General features: G+C 43.1%; 13 protein-coding genes. 10 read left to right on the forward strand and 3 right to left on the reverse strand.

Translation table 11 applies throughout. The features are described from left to right. Positions 1–50: 50 nt before the first annotated feature. A complete protein-coding gene (locus tag PTQ21_RS09950) occupies positions 51–629 on the reverse strand; it encodes a hypothetical protein (RefSeq protein WP_063566008.1) in 579 nt (192 codons plus the stop codon). A gap of 386 nt (positions 630–1,015) precedes the next feature. Here PTQ21_RS09950 and PTQ21_RS09955 point away from each other — a divergent pair, with 386 nt between their 5' ends. Continuing rightward, on the forward strand, positions 1,016–3,100 hold the full coding sequence (locus PTQ21_RS09955) for a pectate lyase family protein (protein ID WP_274569700.1): 2,085 nt from the start codon (positions 1,016–1,018) through the stop codon (positions 3,098–3,100). A gap of 266 nt (positions 3,101–3,366) precedes the next feature. Beyond that, entirely contained in the window at positions 3,367–6,846 is a 3,480-nt protein-coding gene (locus PTQ21_RS09960) for a glycoside hydrolase family 2 TIM barrel-domain containing protein (protein WP_274569701.1), read from the forward strand. A gap of 131 nt (positions 6,847–6,977) precedes the next feature. Here PTQ21_RS09960 and PTQ21_RS09965 read toward each other — a convergent pair whose 3' ends face one another. Then, complete coding sequence (locus PTQ21_RS09965; protein WP_274569702.1) at positions 6,978–8,438, reverse strand: stalk domain-containing protein; 1,461 nt, start codon at positions 8,436–8,438, stop codon at positions 6,978–6,980. A 313-nt stretch (positions 8,439–8,751) separates the two neighbouring features. Here PTQ21_RS09965 and PTQ21_RS09970 point away from each other — a divergent pair, with 313 nt between their 5' ends. After that, positions 8,752–9,219, forward strand: a complete 468-nt coding sequence (locus PTQ21_RS09970) for a DUF4362 domain-containing protein (RefSeq protein WP_274569703.1) — start codon at positions 8,752–8,754, stop codon at positions 9,217–9,219. Between the two features lie 128 nt (positions 9,220–9,347). On the opposite strand, the gene PTQ21_RS09975 is transcribed toward PTQ21_RS09970, so the two are convergent. Then, positions 9,348–9,734 carry a VOC family protein gene (locus PTQ21_RS09975; protein WP_274569704.1) on the reverse strand — a complete coding sequence of 129 codons (387 nt, stop codon included), beginning with the start codon at positions 9,732–9,734 and terminating at the stop codon, positions 9,348–9,350. A 309-nt stretch (positions 9,735–10,043) separates the two neighbouring features. On the opposite strand from PTQ21_RS09975, the gene PTQ21_RS09980 reads away from it, so the two are divergent. The 7 genes from PTQ21_RS09980 (at position 10,044) to dptF (ending at position 20,328) form a co-directional block, all read left to right on the forward strand. Next, positions 10,044–11,216: a WXG100 family type VII secretion target gene (locus tag PTQ21_RS09980; protein WP_274569705.1), complete on the forward strand. Its 1,173-nt coding sequence runs from the start codon at positions 10,044–10,046 to the stop codon at positions 11,214–11,216. Further along, complete coding sequence (locus PTQ21_RS09985; protein ID WP_274569706.1) at positions 11,216–11,698, forward strand: hypothetical protein; 483 nt, start codon at positions 11,216–11,218, stop codon at positions 11,696–11,698. The genes PTQ21_RS09980 and PTQ21_RS09985 overlap by 1 nt, the downstream gene beginning before the upstream one ends. 395 nt (positions 11,699–12,093) lie before the next feature. Further along, positions 12,094–12,753, forward strand: a complete 660-nt coding sequence (locus tag PTQ21_RS09990; protein ID WP_274569707.1) for a hypothetical protein — start codon at positions 12,094–12,096, stop codon at positions 12,751–12,753. A 231-nt stretch (positions 12,754–12,984) separates the two neighbouring features. Beyond that, on the forward strand, positions 12,985–16,122 hold the full coding sequence (locus PTQ21_RS09995; RefSeq protein ID WP_274569708.1) for a DUF3427 domain-containing protein: 3,138 nt from the start codon (positions 12,985–12,987) through the stop codon (positions 16,120–16,122). 446 nt (positions 16,123–16,568) lie between these two features. Then, the gene (locus PTQ21_RS10000; RefSeq protein ID WP_274569709.1) at positions 16,569–17,696 is read left to right on the forward strand and encodes a hypothetical protein; all 1,128 of its coding nucleotides are present in this window, start codon (positions 16,569–16,571) and stop codon (positions 17,694–17,696) included. 34 nt (positions 17,697–17,730) lie between these two features. Continuing rightward, the gene (locus tag PTQ21_RS10005) at positions 17,731–18,111 is read left to right on the forward strand and encodes a hypothetical protein (RefSeq protein ID WP_274569710.1); all 381 of its coding nucleotides are present in this window, start codon (positions 17,731–17,733) and stop codon (positions 18,109–18,111) included. Between the two features lie 435 nt (positions 18,112–18,546). Continuing rightward, positions 18,547–20,328, forward strand: coding sequence for a DNA phosphorothioation-dependent restriction protein DptF (dptF, locus tag PTQ21_RS10010; protein WP_274569711.1), 1,782 nt, complete (start codon positions 18,547–18,549; stop codon positions 20,326–20,328). The last annotated feature ends 4 nt before the right edge of the window (positions 20,329–20,332 follow it).

Genomic DNA, 20,332 nt, shown 5'->3' on the forward strand with positions numbered 1-20,332 from the left:
TATGAGGTAAAGGTGACTTGAATTCACCGTTTAAATTTAGGTACTATTTTTTAAAACTCATACCCGAGTTTATTGGCATAGGCAGACAATTCTTTTTGGAACTTCTCGATATTTTTCTTGCCAGTATCAATTTTGGCGTTGGCTTGTTTCAGGACAGCGCTGTTTACCGTTGTTTTGGAGACCGCTTTTTTCGCGAGTTGGAATCCTTCCAACTGAGTATAGCTTCCTTTGATCAAGTTGGCATGAATTTTTTGCAGCTCCGTATTTTGTGGTTTAATCAATTTCAGCTTGGATACATATTTGGTGTAGTTAGGAATCGCTGTGTTGGTCAATTTGAGGAAAACGGACTTGCGATTGGAAGATGTAATGTAAAATCCCCCGCCCAAAGCATCGAAAGCTTTCTCCTCATATACGGATGCGCTATCCAGTTGATCCATGTAGTTCAAGAAATCTGCTTCGTCGGCTGTAAGTTCCGGCTCTTCTTCTGTTGTGTCAACTTCGGAGTATGCGTCTTCCGAATATGTAGTAGTTGAGTCATCCGCAGCAGCGGCATAGGACCCTGCAGGTGCAAATACCCCGCCAAGCAAAACAAAACTCATAATGATGGATAGTACCCATGATTTCTTCACGTTCTAATTTCCCCTATCTATATATGTGATATTATTCCAATGGATAATCTAACATAGCGCGACAAGAAATTACAGGAATCGATTGACAGTAAATTGGTTGTTTTATATTGTTTCATGCATTTTCATATTGGTACACCATCATAGAAAGCTGTAATGACGGGGGTGATTAAGTAGGTATAAAGAGATATCTCGATGTTTAAACGTGTACATTTGTTCGGGGAAAATGAGGCATCTGGTTCTTTCAGAATATTTTCAGAAAGGATATATATGAAAAATCATAATGAATTTTGGGTTTATTTATTAATACTTTAAACCTATTTCCGTTTATAACGGTACGCCCGATAAATAGCATTGGAGTTGATTCATAAATATTGGAGGAATAATTCATGAGTAGAAACAAACGATTTACCAAAATGATAATCCTGGCGTTAAGCATAAGTCTTGTGCTCTCGCTTGGGCTAATTCATCCCGTTCAAGCGGGTGGATGGACGCAGGATTCCTTTGAGAATGGGGATGCCCAATGGACGTCCACGAGTGGCAGTTGGTCTGTCGTTCAGGATCAGGGAAACGCAGTATATTATCAATCGGGCAAGAGCGAGGGCAGAAGTTCGGCGGGAGATGCGGAGTGGAGTAACTATGCCATTGCAGCGGATGTGAAAGTCGTCGATTTCAACGGATCGACTCGCACGTATGTAGCAGGCCGATATGCGGATGCCAACAATTATTATGCAGCGTCCTTGTACAACAGCAGTGGCGGGAAACTTGAAATTCGGAAAAAAGTGAATGGTTCTACCACAACGCTCGCCACAAAATCCGATTATAAGCTGGATGTGGATAGATGGTATAACGTCAAACTTGAAATGAACGGTTCATCCATTAACATGTACGTGAATGGTGTACTGGAGCTGTCTGCTACAGATACCGACATGACCAAGGGGAGTGCAGGGTTGGTGACATTGAAGTCTCTTGTCATGTACGATAATGTGAATATCTCGAATATCGGAGATCCAACACCAGTCACACCACCGACCGATCCAACAACGGAACCATCCACGGGTACACCAAGCGATCCGTCAACAGAAACACCACCGACCGATCCTGGAACTGAACCTACGGAGCCAGATCAGACAACAGAATGGGCTGCGTATAATTTGACTGGTTTTGCCGCAGCGAATACGACCGGTGGTGGTATCATCTCGGATACTGATTTACGTTATATGCGGGTATATACCGCCAGTGATCTGGCTCTGGCCTTGAAGAAAGGCTCCAAAACCAAAGTAATTGAGATCATGAATGATCTGGATCTGGGATGGAACGAGCTTCCTGCGGCAGCTCAGGCTGCTCCTTTTAGCGCACATAATAATGCGCTGACACATCCTGTTCTGATGAAGACAGGGGTTAGCAGAGTGAGCATTGATAACTTCGATGGCCTGACCATTTTCTCGGCTAATGGAGCAACAATCAAGCATGCAGCGTTCACGTTCAAACGGAGCAACAACGTAATTATTCGCAACCTGGCATTCGATGAACTTTGGGAGTGGGATGAGGCTACCAAGGGCAATTATGATAAAAACGATTGGGACTACATTACCGTTGAGAATAGCAGCAACGTCTGGATTGATCATGCCACATTCCACAAAGCATACGATGGACTTGTTGATGTGAAAAAGGGCAGTACAGGCGTCACTATTTCCTGGTCATCCTTTGTAGGGGACGATCAAGGCCCTAATAGCTGGGTCACCCAGCAGATCAATGCGCTGGAAGCCAATAAATCGGCCTACCCGATGTATGCCTATCTGAGAAGCAATGCTGTTGGCATGAGTATGGAACAGATCATCGCAGTGGCGGCGAGCCAGAAGAAGGGACATCTAATTGGCGCTACTGAGTTCGCAAGTGACAATGCTGATCTGGAAGTCACCCTACACCACAATTACTACAAGGATATCCAGGATCGTATGCCACGCCTGCGTGGAGGGAATGTGCATGCATACAATATCGTCATGGATAATGCCTCTACCTGGGGTTTGAAGAAAAACATCACGTCCAGTATGTCTAAAGCTATCTCGGCCAAAGGGTATCATTTTGGGATTACCAGCAATGGTGCAATTTCTACGGAAAGTGGTGCGGTGCTGTTAGAGAATTCGGTCATCCTTGGCGTGCAATATCCGCTGCGTAATAATCAGGCCGATGAGTCGAAAAGTAATTACACGGGGAAGATTGCAGCGATAGATACGATCTATTCATTGGATGGAAGCATCTTTAGAGGCAACAGCGACGATGCCAAAAGTCCACTTTCACCAGTACCGGCATCCTTGAAGCCGTTCTCCTGGAATGGATTAACCGCGCTGCCATACAGCTACACGGCAGAAGATCCTGCCGGACTTCAGGCAAGACTGAATTCTACATCCGGCGCCGGGGCAGGACAACTGTCTTGGACTCCGGCCCAGTGGCTGGCGACGAGTTATAATTAAGTTCACCAATTAAAATAGTAGCAGACCAGGGGCTGCCTTGAAGTAGATCTTTCTACGGATGAGGCAGTTCTTTTCTATTGTCATATCTATTTTGAATGTAGTTTTTTCGATATAAATTCTCTGAGAAGTGACGTATAGAGGCGGTCAGGTGATATAATTAAGTGAAGTGTTATTATCTCACCAAGTATTTTCGAAAAGGTTTTCGGTAAATGGTCTGTTTTTGTTTGTAACCGCAATCATAATACACACAGAAAGTGAGAGCTGAGATGAATCAGAAAAAGCTTTTTACGGATGGATGGCAATTTGCGAAAAGTAAGCTGGAGGTTACGGAGTCTGCGGGGTTAACGTTTGAACCAGTTGAGCTTCCTCATGATTGGCTGATCTATAATACGCTTGAACTGTATGAGGACAGCATCGGATGGTATCGCAAGACTTTCCCATATACGAAGGATGAGCAGCAGCTTCTGCTTTGCTTTGACGGGGTGTATATGGATTCTTCCGTATATGTGAACGGTCAGCTTGTTGGGGAATGGAAGTACGGTTATTCGGCTTTTGAGCATGAGATCACGAGTGCTTTGGTGGAAGGTGACAATGAAATTGTAGTCAAAGTTGTGCATCAGAGTCCCAACAGCAGATGGTATTCGGGAGCCGGAATTTATCGCAATTTGTGGCTCAAAACGAGAGATCGGAATCATATCGTCACAGACGGTACCTATGTATCGATTCAGCAGCAGCCAGAAGGCTGGCAGGTTGAGGTGGATACGGAGCTGAGTCTCAATCAGAACGCACAACTTGTGCACACGATTTGGTATCAGGGTAATCAGATCGTATCCAGCAAAGAGGACGTTACAGCTACAGCGGGTAAAGACACCGGATATGGAGAGATACAATCGAACAGCCAAATGCTGACGGTCAATCTTCCGAAGTTATGGAGCCCGGATGAACCGAATCTGTATGATCTGGTAACGGAACTGCAAGTAGCTACAGGTGAGCAGGGCTATGAGACGATCGAGACCGCCACACAGCGGATTGGTTTCAGGGATATCAAGTTGGATGCAAACGAAGGATTCCACCTGAATGGGGTCAAGATGAAGCTGAACGGCGTGTGTGAACACCATGATCTTGGGGCGCTGGGGGCTGCTTTTAACCTAACTGCGCTGCGCAGAAGATTTGTGCTATTGAAGGAAATGGGCGTTAACGCCATCCGGACTGCTCATAACATGCCTGCCAAAGAGTTCATGGAACTTGCGGATGAGATGGGAATGCTGATCGTTTCGGAAGCGTTCGATATGTGGGAGAGAGCCAAAACCCCTTACGACTATGCGAGATTTTTCCCGGAATGGGCGCATACCGATGTAAAGAGCTGGGTGAAGCGTGATCGTAACCATGCAAGTCTGATCATGTGGAGTATTGGTAACGAAATTTATGATACTCATGCGGATGAGCGGGGCCAAGAAATAACCCGCATGCTGATGGATTATGTACTGGAATTCGATCCAAAAGGGAACGCAGGCGTGACCATTGGTTCGAACTACATGCCGTGGGAAAACGCACAAAAATGCGCCGACATCGTGAAGCTCGCAGGTTATAACTACGCGGAAAAATACTACGACAAACATCACGAAGAACATCCGGACTGGATTATCTATGGTAGTGAAACATCGTCTGTGGTGCAGAGCCGTGGAATCTATCACTTCCCGTTCGAGCAATCTATTCTGGCCGACGATGACGAGCAGTGCTCAGCTTTGGGTAATAGTACAACAAGCTGGGGCGCAAAGTCAGCAGAATATTGCATTTTGGCAGAACGAGATACGCCGTATTCCTTGGGGCAGTTCCTGTGGACGGGATTCGATTATATTGGAGAGCCGACACCGTATCATACGAAGAATTCGTATTTTGGACAGCTGGATACAGCAACGTTCCCGAAGGATTCCTATTATATCTACCAAGCGGCCTGGACGGATTACAAGAAAAGTCCGATGGTTCACCTGTTCCCTTACTGGGATTTCAGTCCTGGTCAGCTGATCGATGTACGCGTGTGCAGTAATGCGCCGAAGATTGAATTGCAGCTGAATGGCAAAACAATCGGCACGTATGATATCGATCACGCAAAGGGAACCCAGCTGTCAGGCTGGTGGAAAGTGCCATATGAAGAAGGTGAGCTCAAAGCCATCGCTTATGATGAACACGGCAACGTTATTGCAACGGATGTGCAAAAATCCTTTACAGATGCGAAGAAGATTCGTCTGCAAACCGATCGGGAGCAGCTGCAAGCGAACGGTACAGATCTTATTTTCGTGGAAATTCAAGTGGAAGATGAAGCTGGTAATCCCGTGCAAAATGCAAACAACCGTGTGCAGGTCCAAGTGACAGGTGCAGGTCGTCTGTTGGGTCTCGATAACGGGGACAGTACGGACTATGATCCATACAAAGGTCTTAGTAGAAGATTGTTCAGCGGCAAGCTGATGGCAATTATCGGGGCAACGAACGAATCGGGAACCGTGCGGATTGAGGTGACTTCGGAAGGGTTGGAAAGTGCAGCTGCCGAGTTCGAATCACGAGCTGTTGCAGGCGCAAGAGATCGTACCTTAGGTGATTCCGAGGCCGCTGCAGGTCAGGAGCATATCGTACTCATGAGTAATACAGAACGTCCGGTTCTGACGGGACGTCCGCAGGAGATTCCTTTGCGGAAAATCGAGATTATCAGCGAAGGTGGACAGCTATTCGATCCATCGAAAAAGCAGATGACGGTCAGCGCCAAGCTGTATCCGGAGAACACATCCTATTGGGATATTGAGTGGGCAGTTGTGAACGACGCAGGTATCGAATCCAACATTGCCAAGGTCGAAGCCAACGGTCTGGAAGTCAACGTATCCGCTCTGGGCGATGGGGAATTCCGTCTTCGTGCGACGAGCAGTAATGGTACAGATAAAACGAAACTGATTTCTCAACTGGAGTTCAAAGCAACAGGTCTGGGTACGGCTTACAAAGATCCATACGGCTTTATTACAGGCGGACTGTACGATTACACCAAAGGGGATGTCGGTAACGGCAATGAGCGAGGGGTAGCGACAAGCCGGGACGGGGAGACACATGTGGGCTTCCGCAATATCGATTTCGGGCCGTACGGCTCCGATACCATTACGATTCCAATCTTTGCGTTGTCCAGTGAAGAGTACTTCATTCAGATCTGGGAAGGTATGCCAGATGAAGAGGGAAGTACACTGCTGGCAGATGTGGTGTATGACAAAGAATCCAGATGGAATGTGTATCAGGAAGAGACGTATCAACTGTCCAAGCGGCTGAGCGGGATTACGTCGATCTGTTTTGTACTGAAGCAGAAGATTCATATCAAAGGCTTCTCATTCGAGCGCCAAAGCCGGGCATTTGAACAGAATACGGCTGCATCATGCGATCATCTCTACGGGGATACGTTCAAGATCGAGGGTGATCATGTCGAGGGGATCGGAAACAATGTGTCGTTGGAGTTTGAAAATATGGACTTCACAGCAGAAGGCACGTCCAAGCTTGTGATCTATGGACGTTCAACAATCGATAAAAACACGATCCATATCCGCTTTGCAGGTGAGGATGGACAGAGCAATCAGCTGGTCGAATTCACACAGTCCGATGGATATGAGGAGCGAGTGTTTGAGCTTGAGCAGGTTAAAGGTGTGCAGAAGGTGACCTTTATTTTCCTGCCGGGTAGTCAGTTTGACTTTGGCTGGTTCCGGTTCGAGAAGTAGGACGCCAGATATAGTAGTTCAGGGATAGAGATGATTTATACGATTTATATCAATCCCCTTTAAGTAAACGGTGTTCTTTAAGAACAGGACGTTTACCTGAAGGGGATTTTTTTGTATGTTAAACGATTCGTTTAGCTTCCTGAATCTTTCTTATCAGCATCGTCAATGGTCAGCATTGCTTTCTCTGAATCCCAGGACACGTTCAATCCCAAACCCCGCAATACCTCAAAAGGCACTGTAGTTGCTCCCGAGTAATTATTTATGGGTTCAGGTATCTGCACGACTCGCTCCCCAGAGGAATCGGCGGAGGTTATAACATACTGTGTCTCGTTAGGTCGGATTGTGATTGTCCGATTGTCATATTTCAACGTATAGTAGTCCAGGCTACCTTCTCCCTTAAGAATCTCAAACTTTGCTCCGAGTGCTGTGGCGATTGATTTTATTGGAATTTGCACGGTCTTAGGCATTTCAACAGCGGCATACATTGATTGGAACAGCTCACCGTTCAGATATACATCTGTGCCAATCTTGGCTTGAACGGGTTTGTAGACCATTCCTCCAGATGACGTTGCAGGTGCACCCGCTTCCTCGTATTTATCACTTCCCCAGCCCCAGACGGTTCCATCCGAGGATAAGGCAAGACTATGGTAATATCCTGCTGAAATATCGGTAATACCGGATAAATGGTTTACTTTTCCTTCTTTACCGTTCACGCTCCTTCCGTAGCTGTACACCTCACCGGATGTCGTGAGTAATAACATATATTGCGTATTTCCATCCATCTTCTTCACCTTGAAGTCGTAATGAATGGCGAATGCTTTCCCTGTCTCGTCCACACCCCAGACTTTCCCGTTCTTATCCAGTGCAAGCAGGGACGTATCTGTTCTTGTGATCGAAGATATGTTGGTCAGACCTTTTATCTTGGTAGGTTTGGACAGGACTTTACCGGATTCGTTGGGCTCGTTCCACGTCCATACGGAGCCATCTTTCTTCAGAGCATATCCATGGAGACCTGCGGATCCAACCTGGATAACATCTTTCAGTCCGTTAATCTCATGCGGTTTACGTATGAGATCATCTGAATTGATTCCTTGAGCGTTAGGGCGCTGCCATGACCAGACTGTCCCGTTCTGGAGAAGGGCGACGGTAAAAGAACCAGTCACTACATCCTTCGCAGAGTTGATGCTTTCGACTTTGCTTGGTAGTTTGCCAGCACCCCACTCCCAGACCGTTCCATCTGCCTGAACGGCTGCGTTGATTCCACCACCGGCGGCTGAAATAGCTATTACATTAGATAGTTCCGGTACGCGGATGGGACTAAATGTGTGACGATATCGAATGTTCTCGCTCACACCCAGCTCTCCAAACAGATTGCGGCCCCAGGTCCAGACCGAACCATCACTTCTCAAAGCGACTGTGTAATAATAAGCTCCCTCTACAGCGGTATAGTGGAGTTTCTTCACTGCTGTATTTGCTGCATTCGATTGAACAGAAGTGTTACTGGCGGAATGCTGTACGTTAGGGGCTGCATGAGTAATTGGCTCAGCTGTCAGTTCCAACAACAAGCTGGACGCAACTAGTGCTGTAGCCATTGCAATGGCGAATCGTCGGGACGATTTACTTTTACTATTAGGTCTATGATTCAAGCGTGAAGTGGGACGTCGTTTTTCTTTTGCTATGTCATCGAATGGGTTAACCGAACGCATGTGTATCGCCTCTTTTTCAGATGAGATGGACGTAAATGATGCATTGCTATATAAACACTTTATGGTGGGTTGGAGTTACATACAAATGATAAAAATCCCTTTACATTGAAGATCCGTGCTGAGTGTGTTTACGTTATTTCTAACAGCACATAGGTAACATGTACGGAGAATTTAGCGTCTTAATTCATGAGGTGATTGGATGAAAAGAGTACTGCTCACGCTTTTGTTAGCGTTAATAATGTTAACAGCCTGTGAGGCAAATGATCCGACAGTGGATTCTCCAGTGGTTTTGAATTCATTTCCAGAGATTATTGAGCCCCATAACCCTGAGCAAGCGGAGCAAAGTGGGGATGCCGTTGTGCTTCTCGAAGGCATGCGGAACAAGGATAAGTGGAAAACATTTGTGAAGAATGTGAAGAACAAACAGCAGGATCAGGTTCGTGTGACGATGTATACCATTGAAGGTGGGGCCATTATCCATGAATTGATTTACGATGGCTCAGCCATTCAAGCGACTTATGATAACTCTAGGGATGCCTATGGCTCCAAACAGGGGATCACGACCAACACCTGCCAAGGGATCGGTACGAAGAGTGAGCAAGGACGTGTTTTTAACGTGTTAACCGGTTGTGAGAAGGCAGGCAGTACCTTTTCGATTCCCAAGTGATGAGAGCGGTATCTAACCGTAAATAGTTGAGCTATGTAATTATTCATGCTGTAAATCAAAAAAGATCCTGCGAAGCCGAGGCTTTTCAGGATCTTTTTGCTGCCATATGGAGAGTGAGAGCTGATGGTTTATGCATACAAAGCATTGGATAGTTCGATCAGATTACCGTCAGGATCACGTATATACACCGAAGAGATTGGCCCCAGTGCACCTGTTCTCTTGACTGGTCCTTCTTCGATCTTCGTGTTCTGTCGTGTTAAATGCGCAATGACTTCCTCCAGCGGTGTGCTGACCAAAAAACAAAGATCTGCTGAACCCGGTGTGGGGATATGAGCTTTCGGTTCAAACTCTTTGCCACGTTCATGCAGATTGATTTTTTGCTGTCCAAACTGTAACGCTTTTCGGCCTTGGCCGAATTCGACTACCTGCATGCCTAATACATTCGTATAAAATGCAATCGTTGCTTCCAGATTTTCCACGGTTAACACGAGATGATCGAGTCGTTCTATTTTCATGGATGAGCCTCCTTTGAAATGGAATATTAGCTCCTGTAAAACGAGGGTTGTATATAATAGTATGTCATTTATTATACCTTAGAGCTTGGTGTGGGTAATCGGTTTAGCAACGCCGAGCCTTCGGACATATTAACCAATTGATCGAATTTTGGAGTAACATGCACGAATGCGCAATATATCTGCCTAAGGATCTTTACCAACTTCCAGTTAGACTATGTGAAAATGAATCCTCCGTTTGATTCCAATCCCCATTCTAACTTGTTAAAATTTAGGTACATATACTACGGTCAGGTTGGCGGTGAAGATAGAATGCAGCGTATTCAGGTACATCCCGATGTATTAGAGGAAAAAGCCCGGCTCGTCCAGCAGAAGAAGCTGGAACTGGAGCGAATGGTACGTGAACTGGAAAAGTCAATTTACCTGTTGCAGTCCGAATGGTCTGGTGTCACTGGAGAGCGGTTCTTCTGGGATTTTATGCAGGTGAAAGAAGTTTTTCCTGCTACACTGGGTCTTTTGGATAAAATTCAGAATGAATTTATTTTTATAGCGAAGAATTTCAGAACAGCCGATGGTTCGGGTGAGGTTGCTCTATATATACCTGAAGAACTGAAACGAAATTTCGGTGTTGGACTGCTGGACAAGTCGGTGGGAGAAACAGTAACCGGAATGGGACAGACGGCGGAGGCGCTCTTTTATGATCCATTCGGCACGGTCGCTAGTGTGGCCTATGGGCTGACTTTGGGTAAGGTGGTCGATGTTGGGCGAGGCATTAAGTTTGCTTGGGATGCAGCCTGGGGAAACGGAACAGCCAGGTCTGATGTAGGTCAATTTGTGGATGAGCAGAAGAAACAGGTGGATGAGAACGGGCTTGGTTATTACAGTGGCTCCATGATGGGTCAGGTGTTGGCCTATGCCTTTGTTGGCAAGGCGCTTCGTTCGGTGGAGAATAAGCATAGCGATCTGGGTGGTGGGAAGGGGAAAGAGGGCGATTTTGGTAGTATAGTTAGGGATGGAAACAAAACAAAATATACGAATCCTGCTGGTAATGAGCTGACGTTTGTTGACCAACACCCTAAAAATATTGATCGTGATGTTGTTAACTTTTTGAAAAGTCCAGACGTAGGTAAAGCCACTGAAGCCAAGGTTGCCGACTTTATCAACAAAGAGCAGCAAGTTACAGCATTTGGGCAAAAGATCTTAAAGGAGAATGGCGAAGCGGCGGGCGATCTAGACGTAGTTACCAAAAATGCAATTATTGAGGTGAAGGCTTCAATTAAAGCTGTAAAAGAAGATCAATTCAATAAATTTATGGATAAAAACCACGAGTTATTCTTTAATCCAGAACAAAAGCAGGTAATTCTATATATTGATAAACCGTTAACCAAATTGAGATCAGAACATTCACAAATGTTAGAACGCATTGAAAAGCAAGGTGTAACTGTTGTGAATTCATTGGAAGAATTAAAGGGGGTATTAAAATAATGGGAACTTCCGCATTTATATTAACGGAGAGAAAAAAATATACAACTGAAAAGTTACTATCAGATTCTATAGTTGCAGCTTTTAATGCAGATGCTATGCTTAACTTTCATAATAGTAAAAATTATTCAACCGATGGACATTTCCTCTCAACTACCATGAACATAAGCCATAAATTAATCAAAAAAAATAACTATTCGTTTATCTTCTACGTGGATGCAACAGATAATCCGGGTTTGGAATTTTACTATAATGATGATGTTGGGCTAGAAGCAGACAGAGATCTTTTTCAGGTTGGCTGCATAGAAGAGATATACGGTGTTCAGGAACTTGTTTTTGAATTTATTTACCACTACCTCAAGTTAAACCCTAATGATTATTTTTGGGTAGCAGACTATGACTGGGTTTACAGTTGGGAGGATATGAAAAAATTAAAAGATCTACCTTACGACCCGGATTGGTGTTATAAGAATCCGCGATCCTAAAGATTATTAACATGTGACATCTAGAAATATTAAACAGCCTATTCCAACTTGGTTACTAAGTAGGAACAGGCTTATTTATATAATCTGATTCAAGGTTAGTTGCGTTAGTATAACTCCTTGGTAATGGTGTTTACTCATAACCATCCAACTAACGGGCCTTTCAGCCTTGAGGATATAGCTACCACAGTAGATTTTAATATGGCTGAAATAAGAACTGTTTCACCGAATGGTACTAATTTGAGTATGCGGCGGGGGGGGGCAGAAGGTTGGAAAGAAAATGCTGATGACATCACTCTAATTCATATCTTCCAAGGATAATAGATGATACACACATGGAATCAGGATTAGTGGTTTCTAGATGATTCAAGAGAGAGGTTGGAGGAGGAATGTAAATCATGAGACTGAAAAAACGATTTCTAATCGTTGGATGTTTAGGTTTTGCAGTGCTACTCGTTCTAACCTATAGTTTTTATAAAGAAAAAAGAATATACGAAGAGTATTTAACGATGAATGTACGACAAGATATGGTTGATATGAAGAGTGCGATTTTAAACAATGAATCCTATTTTAAACGCATACTGGAGAAAGAGAAAATAACGAACGAGATGATAGAAGATGGAGAACAAGCGAGGCAGCTATCTTATAACTTGATGAATATGATTCAGATTATTAATAAGAATAATTTGATGAATCAAAGCTTTAATGAAGAAATGACTGTACTAGCCAGACCTGCCAAATCATTAATAGACAAACTAGATCGAAGTGACACGTTGCCCCTAACGCTTCAACGTATGCTAATGACATTCGACAGATTGGATGCCACAAATTACCCTTTAACACCTGAACTTAAAGCAAGAATTATGGAGTATCAACAGTTAAACAACCGATGGTTGAAAGTAGTTGGGGATCCTGAATCAACGGAAATTAATGAAAAGGATTGGCCACAATTTTTGAATGATCTTGAGAATGAGAATAGAGTTTATTTTCAAGAACAAAGTGTCAATCACGTTGATGAAGTGTGGAGAGACTCACTAAATCCGAGATATGAGTGGTAATTAAGAATAAAACTTGATACTAGATATGAGATACACATTCAAAGTGGAGTACTCCTGCAGTTTAGAGGCAATAGGAAGAACTCCACTTTTTTATATCAAAACAACTAATGAAATTATTCCCATACTGGACGATAATATAGTAGAAGGAATACTTAGTTATACCAATTATTTAGCTAACGATATACATAGAGAACGATCCACAACCATCCTACACCAACACGAGGTACATTCATGAAACAAGGCATATATGAACAGCTTATCAACACAATCACCAGACAGGAGATTTCGGCGCTGGACCCGGATGTGTATAACATTGGGACCGAGAAGTTGGATGCAGAGGAAGCACGTAAACTGCTGTCTACATATTTGGCGGCTGTGACCCGACGAGCGCTCAAGATTGTGCGGGAACAGACGGAAGATAAGACGGCAGTGTTGGCGCAGATCCGAACGTGTAATGAGATTATTGCTACTCTCAAAGGCACACTAGGGGAAGAAGAGTACAACGAATTGCAACTGGATGAGCAGGGGGAAGTGTTGACCCATGTGTATTCCAAGCTGAACAGCATTCGTGCGGTTAGGGATACCAGAATCGTTCGTCCAGATACGCCTATCAGCCAAAGCTCTTTATTCACAGGTGCAAAGTCCGAACCGAGTATGTTATTGGAGTTGCAAAAGGAGATCGTGACCGCCGATCGAATCGATTGGCTGGTGTCATTTATCAAATTCAGCGGGCTTCGCCTGCTTCTGGAACAGCTTCAACAATTCACGGCGGGCGGCGGGAAGCTGCGGATCATCACAACCACCTATATGGAGGCAACCGACCTCAAGGCTATTACCGAACTTAGCAAATTATCTAACACCGAAATCCAGATTTCCTATGATACCAAAGTGACTCGGCTGCACGCCAAAACGTACATTTTTCACCGCGATACTGGATTCACTACAGCCTATGTCGGCTCTTCCAACCTGTCCAACCCGGCGCTGACCAGTGGTATGGAGTGGAACCTCAAGGTGACGGAGAAGGATTCACTCGATGTGCTGCGCAAGATTGAAGCGACCTTCGAGAGTTACTGGAATGACCGCGAATTCACGCGATATGTGGCTGAAGATGAGGGACATGAGGCACAGTTGAAGGCGGCTCTGAATCGTAAAAAAGATCAGTCCAGCCACTTTCACCTCGACATCCAGCCTTACGATTATCAAAAGGAAGTGCTGGAACAGCTGGACGCCGAGCGTACGCTGTATGGAAGAACCCGCAACCTGATCGTCGCCGCCACAGGCGTTGGCAAAACGGTCATCTCTGCCTTCGACTACAAGCGGTTCCGGGCAAGCCATGTGGGAGCAAAGCTGCTTTTTGTCGCCCATCGGGAAGAAATCTTGAAGCAAAGCCGGGACTCGTTCCGGTATATCCTGAAGGATATGAACTTTGGTGAGCTGCATGTAGGGAACCACCGAGCAGAGGCGCTGGATCATCTGTTTGTTAGCATTCAGAGCCTTAACGCTATGAAGCTGACGGAGATCACCAGCCCAGATTATTACGATTACATCATTGTGGATGAATTCCACCATGCCGCTGCACCTTCGTACCAGAAGCTGTTGTCCCACTACGAACCGAAGATTTTGCTGGGACTCACTGCAACTCCGGAACGGATGGATGGCAAAGACATTACCACCTACTTCGATCATACGATTGCCGCCGAGATCCGTCTAACCGATGCCATTGACCGGAAACTACTGAGTCCTTTCCAGTATTTTGGCGTCACCGATACTGTCGATCTATCCCAGGTAAAGTGGTCGCGCAAAGGCTACGATCTGAACGAACTGGAGAAGCTCTATACCCATAACAAAATTCGTGCCAACCAGATCATCCAAAGTCTGAACAAATACGTAACTGATCTGGACGATGTGAAGGGGCTTGGGTTCTGTGTTGGGGTGGATCATGCGATGTATATGGCAAAAATATTTAACGAAGTCGGCATTCCATCCATAGCCCTGCATGGCGGGTCGAGCGAACAGGAACGTCATTCTGCGAAAGGACAGCTGGTGAGCGGGGAACTGCGCATGATCTTTGTCGTTGATCTGTACAATGAAGGCGTGGATATCCCTGAGGTGAACACCATCCTGTTCCTGCGTCCTACTGAGAGCCTGACCGTATTCCTGCAACAGTTGGGCCGTGGACTACGGATGGCGGATGGTAAAGAGTGCCTGACCGTGCTCGACTTCATCGGGCAAGCGCATCAGGAGTACAGGTTCCAGGATAAATTCCGCGCCCTGATTGGCGCTACCAAACATTCCATCTCGTACTACGTCGAGAACGGCTTTTCAAACCTGCCACGCGGCACGTTCATTCAATTAGAGAAGCAAGCGAAGGAATACATCATGCGCAACCTCAAACAAATGAGTCGTAATCGCAGAGCGCTGATCCAGAAGCTTCAAACGTTCCAGCAAGACACCGGACTGCCGCTGACCTTGGCTCATTTTGTAGATCATCACGGGATGACACTATATGAATTGTATGGTGGACGTACGGGCAAAAGGTATTTCCGCGGCCTGTTGGCCGAAGCTGGACTAACCGCGCCTATCGAGGGCGAGCAGGATGAGTATATCCGCAGACTGCCATCTGTGCTGACGATCAACTCCCGAAGCTGGCTGACGTTCCTGATCGACTTTATTGAAAAAGGCAAAGAAGCAACCACCGCCGATGAACGGCGCATGTTGATCATGTTCTATTACACCTTCCACCGGGCTGCGCCCGAGAAACTAGGACTGAGCAGCATTGAAGAGGGTGTGCAGCGTGTGCTGTCTTGTGAGGCTTTTCGAGAAGAACTTGTGGATATTTTCAAATATAATCTGGCTCATCTGCGATTTGTGGATAAAAGTAATTCGTTCCCGTACACTTGTCCATTGGATATCCACTGTATGTACTCCATCGACCAAGTGCTTGCCGCCTTTGGCTACTGGAACGCTGAGCAATCACCCGCCTTCCGTGAAGGCGTGAAGTATTTTGCCGATGAACAGACCGATATCTTCTTCATTACACTGAACAAATCGGACAAAGATTTCTCACCATCTACGCTGTATGAGGATTATGCGATCAACGAGCGTCTCTTCCATTGGCAGACTCAGAGTCGGGTGTCGGAGCATACGGCTACGGCGCAGCGTTATATTCAACACAGAGATAAAGGTAATCGAATTGCCCTCTTTGTCCGTGAGTATAAGGAGGAGCATAATAATACGTCTCCATTTGTCTTCCTGGGTGAAGCCGATTATGTGAGTCATGAGGGGAACAAACCGATGAGCTTTGTATGGCGATTAAGGGAAGAGATGCCTGCGAAGATGGTGGCGGTAGCGAATAAGTGTATTGTTTGAATTAGTAGAGGGTAAAACCTGCTGTAGGTAGCAGGTTTTTTTGTTTGAATTGTATTCATAAGAAAGTTCTTGATTATTTGAAAAGAAAATGTCGAATTATCTGGAATAGGCTATCCAGACTATTCATTCAAAAGTCATATTAAAAATCATTATTTCAGGGTCTTTTTTCTCATTTTTAATGATAACCGTTGCGATATAAACCTGAAATCAGTAATATTCATTTGTGTTATAACAATGATAGCTCACTAGAAATAATTCGTCTAACAATTCATATTTACTCTTTATCAATACTATATGTCTTTATAAGATTGACAAGTTTAATGATTTGGAAGTTGAAGAGAGTAATTAAAGGGCGAATTTCAAATGTGGGCTAAGATTCTCTTAAGCTGGCCAGCATACAAAATTAGAGAGTTTCTGTATTTTTTATTTTTCAGGAGGTTTATCCAATGAGAAAAAGTATAATGTTTTTAGCTGTGATTTTGCTTGTTACTCTGTTTCCTAAGTTAACATATGCTGCAACTGATGATCAATTTAAAATAAAGAATGTATATGAATATAACAATGAAACGTATGATAAAATTAAACAGTATGATCATTTAAACGTGGAACTGTCGTCAGATAATAGCTTATCCATGGTTTTGGATACAGGAGAAGAAATTTTAAATGTGACTGATATTGCTTATGATATGAATTATGATAGCGAATCGAATACAACTTTAATTTCAGCTAGTGGGATGTTGCAAAATGGTAAATCTTTTGTATTGAAGTTAGGTTACGATCAGAAGGAGAACGCTAACGGAGACATTATTATTACATCGACTTCAGAGGAAAATGAATTTCCTGAAGAGACCTTTATTCGTTTCAATAATAATGAATGGATTTCTTTAAAGGAGATGCATGAAGGAATCCAGACTAATGAACAGCCAAGAGAAGTTCCGTCTGTGATCGGACCAATGGCCGCTGCAAATTTGCCTGTTGTTAAGTCTTCTAAATATGGAAAATATACGTTCTCGAATGTACAGTGGAATACAACGAATTTGATGTCAAATAACGATAATAACATGCAAATTAAATTCCAACCTTTACTTTCTAATCTGGCGACATGGAAAGCACCGAATGGGAGTACAGGTCAGCTCATTAAGAAACAATCCGACATCCATACGATTTTAACTCGTTATGAATCTTACGATGTTAATTCGACATATGCTATTGCATACACCAGACCTATTGTTAAGACGTCGAGTCAGCGCTCCATTCCGATTGCTATATCCTATGCAGGAATAGGTACTGAATTCCAGATCCCTATTGGTTCGAGTAACACAAGTAATGAAGGAAACCCTGCTAGATGGGATCTAAAAAGTATGTCGATTCCTCTTCAAGACTCAAGTGGTAGAGACCTTGAAAAATATACAATACAAGGTGTCACAAGTATTACGGGTAAAGGGAAGAATGTGAAAATTCAAGCAGGTGTCTATGTTAAAATTGGAGCATTCTATTCCTTCGGTAATAAGCCTGCTCAGTGGACTACATTTACAGATACTTACACACATGATATAACTGCTAAAGTTCAATAATTACCTTAACGAGCTTTAGCTCTAAGGAGGAAATATGAAAAAACTATTTCTTTTGGCATTGCTAGTTACATTGATTACTGGTTGCAGTTCAAATGACCGAGAAAAGGCTATAGATTATCTTGTGAAGAATCAAACCAATGATGTGACTGTCATCGTTTTTGGAGATAAGCCATCTGAGCGTTCCTACATCATAGATTTGCAAAAAGATCTCCAATTCATCAATGAGAACTTGAGAACAGATAATCCTATTGCGAATGTGAGCTATATTGATGTTAGTGAGAAGCAACAGTATAATTTTGAGGAGATTTTCGAGGTCCAAACTTATCCGCATATCATTGTATTTGAAAAGAATCAGATTGTCTTGGAAGCACAAACACCAGATGAAATTGTTCGCTTCTACGAGAAAGAAAAGTAGAATTATCTAAACCTTGCAGGGCAAATGCCTTTCAAGGTTTTTTTCATATATAGTTTGTTTTTGAGTATCTTAAGAAGTCAATAAGTTTATCTATATTGTTTGAGGAGCTTGAGTAAGGAAACGACTGTCAAATGCAGTTTTGTTTTATCATATTCAAAGAAATATAGTCAGCTTGGAAATAATACCTATAAATCTTAATTTTGTACCTTAAGAACCATAAGTGTGGTATATTTATCCTATAAATAGTCATTTATTGTAGATTAGTGCTTCGCATTATTGCATGTATCGAATTATTTCTTTTTTAACTTTATGTATGCGGGACCAAAGCATGGTCTATTACACAGTAAACAGCGTATGATGACAGACATGGTTCCTACAGGAGAACTATGTCTTTTTTTGTGGAGATTTATAAAAATGTGTTTTGGAGGATGGGGCATGTCTACAAATACTCATTTCATTGATGTTCTTAAGCGCTGTAAGCAGTCTTCGAAGGAAGCTGTAGAGAATCTTGAGGGATTCAGTGAATTTAAAAAATATATGCATGTTCAAAGACCAGTGGAAAAGGAACTTGAAAACTATATTTTAGAAGCCAATCAAACAAATGAACCACAGTTAATATTGGTGTGTGGCGGAGTGGGCGATGGTAAATCACATATCTTATCTTACTTAAAAGATAAGTATGATTTCTTAGCTGATCCAGAACGATTTTATTTACATAATGATGCAACGGAGAGTTTCTCTCCTCGGAAAACTTCAATTGAAACGTTGGCTAAGGTACTAAAGCCGTTTTCAGATCAAGAGATTGGTAAGAGTGGGAATATAACTATTGTTTTAGCCATTAATCTTGGCGCTCTAAATAATTTTATTGATGCAGAAGAAGGAAAAGAGTTCACTCGGCTCAGAGAGTTTGTACATGCAAAGAGGATTATGGAAGCTGTGATTACAGAAGAAGTGTCTCAGGATGATCACATTTTCAAATATGTGAATTTTAGTGATTATCATATGTATGAGTTAACAGAAAATGGCCCCCGTTCTAGTTACATTAGAGGGATTTTACAAAGAATTACTCAGAATACTGAACATAATCCGTTCTATAAGGCTTATCTCAGAGAGAAGGCTGAATATCCTGAATTGACTTTAAAGAATCCTATTTTTCAGAATTATGAGTTATTACAGTATGAGGATATTCAAGACAAGATTATTGATTTATTGATTCAAGCGATGGTTAAAGAAAAGCTCATTATTTCGACTCGTGCTCTTCTCGATTTTATTTACAATATCATTGTTCCTGCTTCGATGGATAACATAGAGCATGAGAAGTTGATGCAGGTAATCAAAAATCAAGATTTTCAATCTTATACGTCATGTCTACTTCCTTTTCAGCTATTTGACCGTGAGGATGCATCTGCCATACATCAAGCTATAAATCATATTAATCCAACACAATACCGAACTGAGTTACTCGACGAGCACTTAATAGATTTTAAATCTAAAAAAGACGGTGCGTATTTGTTTAGTCAATTTATCGACGTTAATAGAACATCGTATTTTACAAAATCTCTTGTTCCACACTCCCCGTGGAAAGAGGAAGACAAAAAGAATAATTCTTTTCGAAATGAATTAGTTAAGTTGTTTGTATACCTATATTATTTAATACCTAGAGAACAACACGATTCATTTAAAGATCGGGTCTATGATCAATATATGCAGTACTTATTTTATTGGAATAAAAGATCTTGGAGTAAGCTATCCAAACTTTACAGAGAAGACGTTCGAGATGCCATTTATAAATGGAATGGTGAGGGACATGGCGGGCTTATTTATGTTCAAATCGGACAACCACAGACACAATATTACGCTTTACAAAAACTTGAAATTGAACCAGCACTTGAGCGAGTTGAACCAAGGGTAGAAGAGATATTGATGAAGTTTTTGCCAATGTTAACAATCGCCTTTAGACCCAAAGGGGGAAATCCAGTCGAGATCGATATTGATTATTCCTTATATTCATTGCTGATTAGGATCAAGAACGGTTATCGACCCAATAAGAAGGACAAGTTTCAATACATCAAATTTGTTGAATTTATAGACCAGCTGAGTAGTAGAGGAAATGACAAAAACGAGCTTATTTTTGAAAGCAAAAAGTTTGGTAAGTCCCAGCGGTATAGACTGACTTACGATGATTTATTCGACCAATATTCATATACGGAGATGTGAAAAT

It is taken from the genome of Paenibacillus marchantiae, assembly GCF_028771845.1.
Classification (GTDB): domain Bacteria; phylum Bacillota; class Bacilli; order Paenibacillales; family Paenibacillaceae; genus Paenibacillus; species Paenibacillus marchantiae.